The organism is Psychrobacter fjordensis, assembly GCF_904845995.1.
Lineage (GTDB): Bacteria > Pseudomonadota > Gammaproteobacteria > Pseudomonadales > Moraxellaceae > Psychrobacter > Psychrobacter fjordensis.
Genome location: NZ_CAJGYP010000001.1, coordinates 295030 through 307820, shown reverse-complemented (window position 1 = coordinate 307820; position 12791 = coordinate 295030). Strand labels below are relative to the sequence as shown.

Annotated in this window: 11 protein-coding genes; 8 read left to right on the top strand and 3 right to left on the bottom strand. The window is 41.3% G+C overall.

Annotated elements, in window-relative coordinates; genetic code table 11:
- Positions 1–188: 188 nt before the first annotated feature.
- Complete coding sequence (locus JMW61_RS01245; protein ID WP_201548758.1) at positions 189–2009, top strand: NAD(P)H-hydrate dehydratase; 1821 nt, start codon at positions 189–191, stop codon at positions 2007–2009.
- A gap of 8 nt (positions 2010–2017) precedes the next feature.
- Here JMW61_RS01245 and JMW61_RS01240 read toward each other — a convergent pair whose 3' ends face one another.
- Entirely contained in the window at positions 2018–2518 is a 501-nt protein-coding gene (locus JMW61_RS01240; protein ID WP_110923963.1) for a DUF4124 domain-containing protein, read from the bottom strand.
- A 989-nt stretch (positions 2519–3507) separates the two neighbouring features.
- Between JMW61_RS01240 and JMW61_RS01235 the strand changes: the two genes are divergently transcribed.
- The 7 genes from JMW61_RS01235 to JMW61_RS01205 all read left to right on the top strand — a co-directional run bounded on the left by JMW61_RS01235 (position 3508) and on the right by JMW61_RS01205 (position 10680).
- Complete coding sequence (locus JMW61_RS01235; RefSeq protein WP_197217974.1) at positions 3508–5220, top strand: acetolactate synthase 3 large subunit; 1713 nt, start codon at positions 3508–3510, stop codon at positions 5218–5220.
- Positions 5220–5717 carry an acetolactate synthase small subunit gene (ilvN, locus tag JMW61_RS01230; protein ID WP_110923965.1) on the top strand — a complete coding sequence of 166 codons (498 nt, stop codon included), beginning with the start codon at positions 5220–5222 and terminating at the stop codon, positions 5715–5717. The genes JMW61_RS01235 and ilvN overlap by 1 nt, the downstream gene beginning before the upstream one ends.
- 153 nt (positions 5718–5870) lie before the next feature.
- The gene (gene ilvC / locus JMW61_RS01225; protein WP_110923966.1) at positions 5871–6887 is read left to right on the top strand and encodes a ketol-acid reductoisomerase; all 1017 of its coding nucleotides are present in this window, start codon (positions 5871–5873) and stop codon (positions 6885–6887) included.
- Positions 6888–7166: 279 nt separating this feature from the next.
- Positions 7167–7592: a hypothetical protein gene (locus JMW61_RS01220; RefSeq protein ID WP_197217852.1), complete on the top strand. Its 426-nt coding sequence runs from the start codon at positions 7167–7169 to the stop codon at positions 7590–7592.
- A gap of 379 nt (positions 7593–7971) precedes the next feature.
- Positions 7972–8184: a cold-shock protein gene (locus JMW61_RS01215; protein WP_010196799.1), complete on the top strand. Its 213-nt coding sequence runs from the start codon at positions 7972–7974 to the stop codon at positions 8182–8184.
- Between the two features lie 678 nt (positions 8185–8862).
- Complete coding sequence (locus tag JMW61_RS01210) at positions 8863–9612, top strand: electron transfer flavoprotein subunit beta/FixA family protein (RefSeq protein WP_201548756.1); 750 nt, start codon at positions 8863–8865, stop codon at positions 9610–9612.
- A gap of 135 nt (positions 9613–9747) precedes the next feature.
- Positions 9748–10680, top strand: a complete 933-nt coding sequence (locus JMW61_RS01205; RefSeq protein WP_201548754.1) for an electron transfer flavoprotein subunit alpha/FixB family protein — start codon at positions 9748–9750, stop codon at positions 10678–10680.
- Positions 10681–10886: 206 nt separating this feature from the next.
- On the opposite strand, the gene JMW61_RS01200 is transcribed toward JMW61_RS01205, so the two are convergent.
- Positions 10887–11681: a TrmH family RNA methyltransferase gene (locus JMW61_RS01200; protein WP_201548752.1), complete on the bottom strand. Its 795-nt coding sequence runs from the start codon at positions 11679–11681 to the stop codon at positions 10887–10889.
- 104 nt (positions 11682–11785) lie between these two features.
- On the bottom strand, positions 11786–12769 hold the full coding sequence (locus JMW61_RS01195) for a class 1 fructose-bisphosphatase (protein WP_201548750.1): 984 nt from the start codon (positions 12767–12769) through the stop codon (positions 11786–11788).
- Positions 12770–12791: the final 22 nt, after the last annotated feature.

Genomic DNA, 12791 nt, shown 5'->3' with positions numbered 1-12791 from the left:
TAAGCGTTGATGTGAGTACCGTTATGATAAGCGAGTGAGCCAATAGCGCAAGCATAAAAGACAATAAACTCGCATTCATATTGATACACAAGTCAAAGTTAGCTTTTGCTAAGCTAGGACGTATCCTTATATAGACGAGGAATTATCAGGCTTCAGAATAATTTAATACAAACAGTTGAGGGCAAATCATGCAAATACACGGTCATTCATTCATAGATAAAAAACATCCTATATCGCTATATAGCAGTAAACAGCTCTATGCAATGGAGCAAGCATGGTTTGATAAAGGTCATGATAGTTTCGGGCTAATGCAACAAGCAGCTTGGCAAATGACGAAGCATATCGAGCAGCTTTATGAGAAAAAGTACTTAAACCGTCAGTCATTAACGTCGGTTAATTTCTCTCATCGTCACAACCACCAGTATCGAGTGAGTATATGGGTAGGAAAAGGTAATAATGGCGGTGATGGTTGGCTGATTGCCTACTATCTCAAGCAAGCTGGATGGCATGTACAGATAGTCACAGTAGGTTTTGATGGTAGTGACCTTGATAATAGTGGCTTTGATGAAGTGATTTTTGATCAAGTTAGTTTTGATAAAAGTGATACAACAACAATTTCTAATAGCAAAAGCTCAATACCGGATGCCCAAAAGGCTTTACAGGTAGCACGATCTGCTAATTGTAAGTATGAGCGCTTTGAAGATAGCCAAAATGATTTGAGATCAACAGCACTGCAGGCTGATGTCTATATCGATGCACTATTTGGTATAGGGCTGGATCGTACACCTGAAGGTATCTATAAGCAGGCAATTGGAGCTTTTAATGAATTAACGGAGCAAAATAATGGGCTGGCCATTGCGGTTGATATTCCAAGTGGTGTGGTTGCTTCTACTGGTGAAGTGTTCGACCGTATAGCGATACAGGCGGATGCAACTTTATGTTTGATTGCGCGGAAATTTGGATTGCATACCAAAGACGGGGTAGATTATAGCGGGCAGGTAATCGATATACCGCTGATACCTTATCAGGTAGGTAACGTAGCGTTTGAGCCAGTAGCCAAATTGATCACTACTGGACAAGCTCTCAGTCCACGGCGCCAAAATAGCTATAAAGGGAGCTACGGCCACGTACTGGTCATCGGTGGTAATCGTGTTGATGGCTCACAAGGTATGGGCGGGGCAGCGATATTGTCTGCTTCAAGTTCGATGGCGGCAGGAGCGGGCAAAATCACTGTTGCCTGCCACAAAGCCTTTCATAATGCACTATTGACGTCACTACCAGATGCTATGACTATCAATTTGCATGATACTCAAGGTGTGCAGCACTTAATCAAGGCAGCCAGTGTGGTAGCTATTGGTATGGGGTTGGGCCGTGACGATAAAGCACAGGCATTATTCGTAAATTATATACAAGCTGCTATGACAGCGAAAAAGCCAATAGTTATAGATGCTGACGGGCTTTATCACTTGGCATCGTTACAGCTGAAAAATGATAAGTTAATCTCTCAGCTGAGAGAGTATAGTACTGATAATGAGGTTTTTTTAACACCGCACAGTGGTGAAGCTGCTAAGTTGCTGAATAAAAAAATACATGAGATAGAGTCAGATAGATTATCAGCCATCAAACTATGTGCGAAGACATATGGTGGCAATTGGGTGCTCAAAGGTGCAGGGTCTTTGGTTTTAGAGAGTGGCTTAGATCAACAGCAGATCTATGTTTGTGGTGTTGGTAATGCTGGTATGGCAACGGCTGGTATGGGCGATGTGTTGTCTGGTGTCATTGCTGGCTTGTTAGCACAACAGGATTTGGAGCCGGAGATGCGCAGTTTGCATCAAGCGGTTATCATACATGGGTTAGCAGGGGATATATTGGTTAGTCAGACGAATCAATATAATAGTGGCAAGAGTGATCGCGGTCATCTCTTGATAGGACAACGAGGGCTACAAGCTCAAGATATGCCAGTAGCCATTCGTCATGTTATGCAGTTGCTGGTTGATGCCTATAACTAGCGTTGAGACTAGGTAGTAGGGTTGCCACAGTACTGGTCAATCGCTTGTTGTACGCGCTCGCGCTTTAGCTCAATCTCGCGGCCATCTAGATACTGACGTTTGCCACTGGCATCCATTTCATAGATACGCCCGCCAACGTTTAGATTGGTCAAGTTGCTGCGTAATGACTGGCAACGCTGTGCATTGGCTTGTGCCTCTTGCTCTTTAATACGTGTCTCAAGTGCTGCCACTCTTTGTTCTTCTGCACTAGGGGCATTACTCTGATTGGCATCTGTTTTGCCAGCTAAATTTCCTGCGTTATTCTGTCTACCGTCACTACGGAACTCAATCAGTTCGATATTTTTGCCATTCTGTGGAGAATGTTGGCTATATTTTACTTCGCCATGTGCACCAACAGACTTATAAACTTGAATAGCATGACTGGCATTCATGGACAGCATTAGCATACACGCCGTACTCATACTCACAAGCAGTTTGGCAGCAGTATTTATCTTAGATGCATATGCCATTGTAGCAATCCTCTTAATTGGTAAAAAACAGATGTTTATATATGTGTCAATATAACATTTTAGTGTTTGAATAGTACTAAAAATGTACCAACGTTTGATTTTAGCAAATAATTCTTATGAATGTATATTATTTAATAACTAATAGTTAGGGATGGGCTTTAGAAGTTTTTCTTGACAATGGCTCGTAAACCGCCGAATATAATAGGAGTTGATTGGTCAGTGAGCGGCTTTTATGATATTGCCGTGGCACTTGAAAACGAGAACTACGGGTTACTTATCAGTGACTTATACAGTTCTTTTTTCTTTGTGATAATGATATAGCAACGGTAGCAGTCGTTATGAATGACAGCTATTGATAACTGTATACATTGTCTCCGGACTTATCTGTCTACAATGACTAAGATAAACTTGTTATTTGAAATGCGCTAAGTATCATTTTAGCGATTGTATTAAACACGGCTCAAGATTTAGGGAAGAGATATCTTCAATCAGCCTATTGTAATATCTAATGATATTGCGATGTGTTACTGGTTATCAAAGTTATTTTTCCACCTATTCTAATGCCTACGTATATATCAATCGAATATAGATACTGGTTCGTGTTAATCATCAATAATAAGCCTCTTTTATAGATGCACTCACATCTTGTCACTGTATATCGATAAACTCCTATCACAGAGCTGACCCTACATATATTGCTGTGTTTAAGTACTATGTTGTCTTATAAAACAGCATGACTGAAATATAGCGGGCACACATTCTTGATATGGATAAGTATTAGCACTCATTTTTACAAATTGAACAATCATGTGCAAACGTCGTTGTTTTCTTTTATAAAGTACTGCTACTGCTTGCCAAAAAAAAAGGTGATGACAGTGACGCAAACCACGCAAAGTCCAAACATGACTGGACATACCCAAACGGGTAATGCCGCCAAAAATTTTGAAGAAAAGCAACAACGCCTTGCTGAAGGTAGTGCACAGCCTGTAATGCTGTCTGGTGCTGAGATGCTGGTGCAATCGCTGACGGATGAAGGTGTCAAATATATCTTTGGCTATCCAGGCGGTGCGGTTCTTCATATCTATGATGCCTTGTTTCAACAAGAAAATATTGAGCACATCTTAGTACGGCACGAGCAAGCAGCGGGCCACATGGCCGATGCTTATTCGCGAGTGACTGGTAATACTGGCGTCGTGCTGGCAACATCAGGGCCTGGTGCGACCAATACTGTGACCGCTATTGCTACTGCCTTTATGGACTCTGTGCCAATGGTTGTAATCGCAGGTCAGGTGCCAAGCAGCCTCATCGGTGAAGATGCTTTCCAAGAAACAGATATGGTCGGTGTATCACGTCCTATCGTTAAGCATAGCTTTCAAGTACGCCATGCTAGCGAAATTCCAATGATTGTTAAAAAAGCCTTTCACATTGCACAGTCTGGACGTCCAGGCCCTGTGGTAATTGATGTGCCAAAAGACATGACGGCACCTAGCGAAAAGTTTGCTTATGAATATCCGAAAGAAGTATTTATTCGCTCATATCAGCCATCTCTAAAAGGCCATAGTGGTCAAATTAAGAAAGCAGTAGAGACGCTACTAGCCGCACAGCGTCCTATTATCTACGCTGGTGGTGGTGTGATTTGGAGTAAGGCTCACGAAGAGCTGAGAGATATTGCTCATCGTCTAAACCTACCAGTGACCAACACATTGATGGGTCTTGGTACGTTCCCTGGTTCTGATAATCAGTTCTTGGGAATGCTTGGCATGCATGGTACCTACGAAGCCAACATGAGTATGCATCATGCTGATGTGATTTTGGCAGTGGGCGCGCGTTTCGATGATCGTGTGACCAACAATGTCAAAAAATTCTGCCCTAACGCGACTATTATCCATATTGATATCGATCCTGCGTCAATTTCAAAAACGATTCTTGCTCATATTCCTATCGTTGGTGATGTGAAGTCAGTATTGACTGATATGTTAGATATTATCGGTGAAGACAAACAACTTGAGCAACATGCATTGCTTGACTGGTGGTCGCAGATTAACGAATGGCGTAAGCGTCATGGTTTACGTTATGACACCAGCACAGATAATGGCATTAAGCCACAAAGTGTCGTACAAGCTCTAGATAAAGTGACTAACAGTAACGCTATTATTACCAGTGACGTTGGTCAACATCAGATGTTTGCCGCGCTTTACTATACCTATAATGAGCCACGTCAATGGCTGAACTCAGGTGGTCTTGGTACCATGGGTGTTGGTCTGCCGTATGCAATGGCTGCCAAACTTGCCAACCCTGAGCGCGATGTGGTTTGTATTACTGGCGAAGGCTCTATTCAGATGAATATCCAAGAGCTATCGACTTGTTTGCAATATAACTTGCCAGTTAAAATTCTGAACATTAACAATGCTCAATTGGGTATGGTTAAGCAGTGGCAAGACATGCTATATGAAGGTCGTCACGCACAGTCATATATGAATTCACTGCCAGACTTCGTTAAATTGGCCGAAAGCTATGGTCACGTCGGTATCAAAATTACTGACCCTGCAACTATGGAAGCACAGATAGCAGAAGCGATGGCAATGAAAGACAAGCTAGTATTTATTGACGTTTATGTCGATCGTAATGAGCATGTATATCCGATGCAAATTGCTGGACAGACAATGCGTGATATGTGGTTAACAAAAGGGGAGCGTACCTAATGCAACAACAACATCTGATTTCGGTATTAATGGAAAACGAAGCGGGTTCGTTGTCGCGTTTAGTCGGTTTGTTCTCACAACGTGGTTATAATATCGAAACGCTAAACGTCGCGCCAACTGATGACCCAAGTATTTCACGTCTGACTGTGACAACTATTACTTCACCTGAAAGAATTGAGCAGATCACCAAGCAATTGCATAAATTGATTGAAGTGGTTAAAGTGCTGAACCTATCAGAAAACGTACACGTTGAACGCGAATTAATGCTAGTAAAAGTTCGAGCGTCTGGTAGTGTACGTGAAGAGATTAAACGCAGTGCAGACATTTTCCGCGCACAAATCGTTGACGTCAACTCTAACTTATATACGATTCAAATCGTCGGTGACAAAGCCAAGCTTGATGGCTTTATTGATGTAATTGGTCGCGAACGTATCATGGAAGTGGTACGCTCGGGCGTCATCGGTATTTCTCGCGGCGAAAAGACGCTTAGCCTCTAATCGGCTGAGTCTCTAATAACAGAATATTTTAGTTAAATCATATTGATTTAAAATCAACAAAACGCTTATCTTAGTGACCATTTTACGATAGTGGCTATTACATAAGCGTTTACTATCCATGGCAAACCATGATTGAGAAAAAGGACTGTATTTATGAATGTTTATTATGACAAAGATTGTGATTTATCAATTATCCAAGGTAAGAAAGTTGCCATTATTGGTTACGGTTCACAAGGCCATGCCCATGCGCTTAACCTACAAGATTCAGACGTCGATGTGACTGTTGGCCTACGTGCCAATTCAGGTTCATGGAAAAAAGCTGAAAATGCGGGTCTAAAAGTTGCTGAAGTAGAAGAAGCGGTAAAAGCTGCTGACGTTATTATGATTTTGACGCCTGATGAGTTTCAAAAAGAGCTTTATAACGATGTAATCGAGCCAAACATTAAAGAAGGCGCTACATTGGCTTTTGCTCATGGTTTTGCGATTCATTACAACCAAGTCGTGCCACGTGGCGATCTTGATGTCATCATGGTGGCACCAAAAGCACCAGGTCATACTGTACGTTCAGAGTTTGCTAAAGGCGGCGGTATTCCTGATCTTATCGCTATCTACCAAGATGCTTCAGGTCAAGCCAAAAACTTAGCATTATCATATGCTGCTGGTGTTGGTGGTGGTCGTTCAGGTATCATCGAAACAACGTTTAAAGATGAAACTGAAACCGATCTATTTGGTGAGCAAGCAGTACTTTGTGGCGGCGCAGTAGAGCTGGTTAAAATGGGCTTTGAAACGCTAACAGAAGCGGGCTATGCACCAGAAATGGCTTACTTTGAGTGTTTGCATGAGCTTAAGCTTATCGTTGACTTGATGTATGAAGGCGGCATCGCTGACATGAACTACTCAATCAGTAACAACGCTGAGTACGGCGAATACGTTACAGGCCCTGAAGTCATCAACGAGCAATCACGTGAAGCCATGCGTAATGCACTAAAACGCATCCAGTCTGGTGAATACGCGAAGATGTTTATCTCTGAAGGCGCAACCAACTATCCATCAATGACCGCGCGTCGTCGCAACAATGCTGAGCACGAGATCGAAATTACTGGTGCTAAGCTGCGTGGTATGATGCCATGGATTGGTGGTAATAAAATCATCGATAAAGAAAAGAACTAAAACAGTACTAAGTTATAGAAAGACTGTTTAGTTTTAAAGAAGCCCATGTTATCGACTGATAGCATGGGTTTTTTAATGCATTCTATTTGTTTAATGCTTTTATGGTAGGCTATCTACGGGTTGAAAACCCATGGTAGCCCCCAATATAGACAGGCATTATTACATTAACTAATGGTTTGTTCGGTTAGACAATTATTGTTATTTCTGTTCGTCTTTGAGCTATCAAACAAATCAAATAATTTCCGTTCTTCTTTTCCTATAGATTACAGGTTGTATGTTGTGCAAATATCTTATTCTGACTGGCTAACGCCGCAATTCATATATGTTCTTCTTAGTGCTGTGATCGCTGTTTTAATTTGGATAGAAGGGGAGATGCTCAAAACAACAGATGGCAAACTGCCTCAATCTAAGTTTTTTAAAATCAGTTCACTTTTGGATACCTCATGGTTCTTTATTTCCGTGGTCATGCTATATGTTATTGATCTGACACCATTGGCAGTTGCGGTACCTGCAGCCTATGGTCTCTATACTACTTTTGGTTGGGTATACGGAACGCGTCTACTGAAACGTAAGGGTATTCCTGACTCTCCGAAAGACTTAGTAATACCAGCTAAATATATCGCTTATAGCCAGTCATTTTCATTGGTCTTCTTTGCATTATGCTTGCTAGTATTAAGCTCACAGTGGTTACCAATAGCTCAGTAAAGGCCAGTCTAAACTATAGCTTGCTAACACTTTTTGACCTTGTGATTTATCAACTTACTTGAATTATTGACTTTTATTGTAGATAGTATTGAATAAAAAATATTCTTTATATCAATATGTTATGTGATTAATGAGTGCTTGAACTGACTTCAAAAAATTGGTTTTAATTATTTACAAAAATCATCAATTTAACCTGTTGTCATTATGAAAAGCTGCTATAATCAAGCTGTACTTACAATATTTCAGGTAAAAAATTCAAGTCATCCGAGGATGATTTAGTAGATTTTACTGTCGCATTCTGCAAAAAAATATTTGGGTATATATCAATTAATCGGTGATGACACACGTCTCGCCAACAGTTAAAGAGTTAGGAAAATTTATGTCAGATAAAGTTGAAGGCACTGTAAAGTGGTTTAATGAAGCTAAAGGTTTTGGTTTTATCGCTCAAGACAATGGCGGACAAGACGTATTCGCTCACTACAGCGCTATCCAAGGTGGCGGTTTCAAAACCCTAGCTGAAGGCCAAAAAGTGTCTTTCATCTTAGGTGATGGCAAAAAAGGCCCACAAGCTGAGCAAATCGAAGCTATCTAATTTCTATTAGTGATTGAGTATACTGCTTGTCAGTGAGCTTGATTACAATGAAATTATCAATACGCATTGATTCCTTTGTTTGTTAAAACAATAAAAATACTGTTTCAACTTTAAAAAAAAGCAACCTCTCATCAGGTTGCTTTTTTTATATAAATTTTTCTTGTCATCATATAGTATGAGGGAAGTATCTTTAGCTAATCACTGTTAGTGGGGCTCATTCATCTTGTAAAGAAATAGTGAAAATATTTACATTCATTATGAGATATTATTTTGAAGAAATAAGTAATAACAAAATGTTAAGTAACTAAAGTACCTACAATGCTATAAAGGTTTAAGATATTTAGAATATAGGTGAAAGCAAGTCGTAAACTTGTTCGCTTATAAACTATTTGTAATAGAATAGTGATAAATTTATGACGCATTATTCACGGCGTTGTCTTGACCTTATGCTCGTGCTCACGCAAGATACATAGGTCTGATAATAACGGTTGGCTTAGCTTTAACGGATTTTGTTGATAGGGAATATGAGACAGATATATTTTTTAATATTGTTTCATTCTTTTAATTATTGACTGTCTGTTGACGCACTAACAACCTTCAATGCTATTTTGAACAACAATGAACCTTTGGTTCTTAATTGATAATTTTTAATTCATAACATTAATAAACGAGGAACGTATGAAAGCATTAGTAGCGGTCAAGCGTGTCATTGATTATAACGTAAAAGTTCGTGTAAAAGCCGATAACTCTGGCGTTGATCTATCAAACACCAAAATGTCAATTAACCCTTTTGATGAAATCGCAGTAGAAGAAGCGGTTCGTCTAAAAGAAGCTGGTGTGATTGATGAAATTATTGTTGCATCAATTGGCCCAAAAGAATCGCAAGAGCAGATTCGCGCCGCTCTAGCATTGGGTGCTGATCGTGGTGTTTTAGTTTTGACTGATGAAAAGCCGTATCCACTACAAATCGCTAAGATACTGAAAAGTATCGCTGAGTCTGAAGCTATAGACATTATCCTATTGGGTAAGCAAGCGATTGATGATGACAACAACCAAACTGGTCAGATGCTAGCCGCATTGATGGGTATCGGTCAGGGTACGTTTGCATCAGAAGTAAAAGTTGAAGGCGACAAAGTAAACGTAACTCGTGAAATCGATGGCGGCTTACAAACGGTTGCACTTGATTTGCCAGCAGTCATCACGACTGATTTGCGTTTGAATGAGCCACGTTATGCCAAATTGCCTAATATCATGAAAGCGAAGAAAAAACCGCTTGATGAAAAGATACCAGCTGATTTCGGTGTTGATATGGCATCTAAGCAAGAGATTATTAAAGTTGTGCCACCTGCTGAACGCAAAGCTGGTATTACAGTAGGTTCAGTGGATGAGTTGGTTGATAAGCTAAAGAACGAAGCTAAAGTAATCTAAGACTTCGCTACGGCATATCATGTACAAAGTTACATGTTTAATTCGGCTGATTCAGTATTCGCCACATCAGTAATTTTGTACACAGACAACCTCATGACATGAATAGACGATACGAATAAATAAAGGATTAGAACCATGGCAATTTTGGTATATGCAGAACATGACAATGCCAGTCTAAAAAAGGCAACTTTGAATACTATCGCTGCTGCTAAGCAAATGGGCGATGATATTCATGTATTGGTCGCTGGTAGTGGTGCACAAGCAGTTGCTGATGAAGCCGCTAAAGCTGAAGGCGTTTCTAAAGTATTGCTAGCAGACAACGCAGCTTATGAGCATCAATTGGCGGGTAACGTTGCGTTACTCGTTGCTGATGTCGCTAAAGACTACAGCCATATCATCGCACCAGCAACAACGACTGGTAAGAACTTTATGCCACGTGTTGCAGCATTACTTGATGTTAGCATGTTGTCAGAAGTTTCTGCTGTAGTAGATGCTCAAACGTTTGAGCGTCCTATCTATGCAGGTAACGCGACGGCAACAGTTAAAACTTCAGAAGACAAAGTAGTGTTGACTGTACGTACTACTGCATTTGATCCAGTGGCGAGTGAAGGTGGATCAGCAGCTGTTGAGACTATCGACAATGTACAAGAGACTGGTAAAGCAAGCTTCGTTAATGAAGAGATGGCCAAATCTGACCGTCCAGAGTTAACCTCAGCAAGTATCGTGGTATCTGGTGGTCGTGCGTTAGCAAACGGTGAAAACTTCACTAAATATATCGAACCATTGGCTGATAAATTGGGCGCTGCTGTTGGTGCATCGCGTGCTGCAGTAGATGCAGGCTATGTACCGAACGATATGCAGGTTGGTCAAACAGGTAAAATTGTTGCACCAGACTTATATATCGCCGCAGGTATCTCAGGCGCTATTCAGCATTTAGCGGGTATGAAAGATTCTAAAGTTATCGTTGCTATCAACAATGACCCAGAAGCACCTATCGCTAGCGTTGCTGATTACTTCCTAGAAGCGGATTTGTTTGAAGCGCTACCTGAGTTAACCAGCAAGGTTTAATATATAGTCACAGAACTACTAAATTGCTACGGCGTTACCCTCCTTAGATGTACGACTTGTACAATCTGCGGTCGGCGGCCTTGTATCCGTTTTAGATTTCTTGGACTATATCAGTAATAGACAGATAATAAAAAACCCACTATTAAATGATAGTGGGTTTTTTCATGCTTTACAGGAAAGTTTTTGTTTGTAGCTATAAACCAAAGCTAAGCATAATTCCTTTGACGCAAAGTTTCATATAGACATAAAGAGCCTGCAATTGCTACGTTTAGGCTTTCTTGACCGTTCGGCTGTGGTAAGGCTATGGGCGTGGCACATTGCATCAATTCATCGCTGACACCTTGACCTTCATGACCCATAATCCACGCCGTTGGAGTGGTTAGGTTATGATCGTAAATTAAAGTGTCGGTATGTGAGCTAGTGGCTAAAAGTGGCACTTGTACATAATCTAAGATGTCTTGTATGCTTAGACCTTCATAAATAGTGAGTGCAAACTGTGCACCCATACCTGCTCGTAGCGTCTTTGGAGACCAAGCTTGCGCAGTCGCGCTGGTGCATAGAATGTTATTGATACCGACAGCTGCTGCCGTACGTAGTAGCGTACCAACATTGCCGCTATCTTGTACGTCATTGAGAATCAGGCAGTCCTCATTGATCATCGATAGTCTCGGCATCGGCACTTTAATAACCGCCATGATGTCGATGCCCGTGCCTAAGCTTCGGATACTCTCATAGAGCGAATCTGATAGCGTCATAATAGGCGTATAGGTCGGCAGGCGAGACAATACTTGCTGAACTTCAGTATGGTTGTGCGCTGATTCTGCCAGTAGCATTTGGGCGAACGGATAGTCACTACGTAGGGCAGCATCGATGAGATGTATGCCTTCGATGACAGTTTGCCCATGTTTGTTACGCTGGCGAGACTGTGTCAACAGTGCCTTTACCAGTTTAACCGTTGTGTTCTTATCTGAAGTAATCAGCTCGGTGGGATTTGTTACCATAGTGGATCGCTTAGAGTAGACTGAAGGAATCGTTTGGACAATTAGCAGAATACTTCTTATTGATTAGCATTCTGCTAGCTGTCTTTAACATGTGCTCAAATCAATTATTTTTCAGAATAATTTACGTGCAAGTCTTTAACGTAATTGACTTCATTTTTGCTACCTAGCACGACAGGGACACGTTGATGAATGTCAGTCGGCTCAATATCTAAGATGCGGTTGACAGCATCCGTAGCACCGCCGCCAGCACGCTCAATCAATAAGCTCATCGGATTGGCTTCATACATCAAGCGTAACTTGCCCGCTTTGTGAGCGTATTTGGTATCAAACGGATAGGTAAATAGACCACCGCGGCATAGGATGCGATGCACATCACCAACCATAGCAGCGACCCAGCGTGTATTAAAATCGCGACCACGTACACCGGCTTCGCCAGCGATCAGCTCATCGATGTATTGCTGCATCGGTGCGCGCCAGTAGCGATAGTTTGAGCTATTGATAGCATATTCACTGGTATCAGCATCAATTTGCACATTGTCTTCTATGAGTACATAATCACCCGTATCTGGATCTAGGCTGAACATTACAACATTTTCAGTTATCGTTAATGCAAGTACGGTTGAGGTACCATATAACAAATAGCCTGCTGCCAACTGTTGATTGCCTGCTTGCAAGAAATCACTGTTTTCGCTTGTTTGACCTTGGCGTTGGTACGGCAAGATAGAAAAAATAGTACCAACGGCCATATTGATATCGATGTTTGATGACCCATCCAGTGGATCAAACAATACCAGTAGACTGCCATCAGCGTTGGCAGGGGTAGCATTGTCTAATTCTTCTGACGCAACACCTGCGCAATGCGTGTTTTTTGCTAACGCATCTAACAATAAGTCATTAGCCAGTACATCCAATTTCTTCTGATCTTCGCCTTGCACATTTTGATTACCAGCTTCGCCTAGGATATCGGCTAAGGCTCCTTTTCTAAGTAGCTGTGAAATGGTTTTACCAACGTTAGTGACGGTCGTAATCACGTCGTTCAGTTCAGTGTTGGTTGAATGTTGGTCTAGATAACTGGTTAGAGTCGTCATAAAGCTTCCTAATAATGGTATT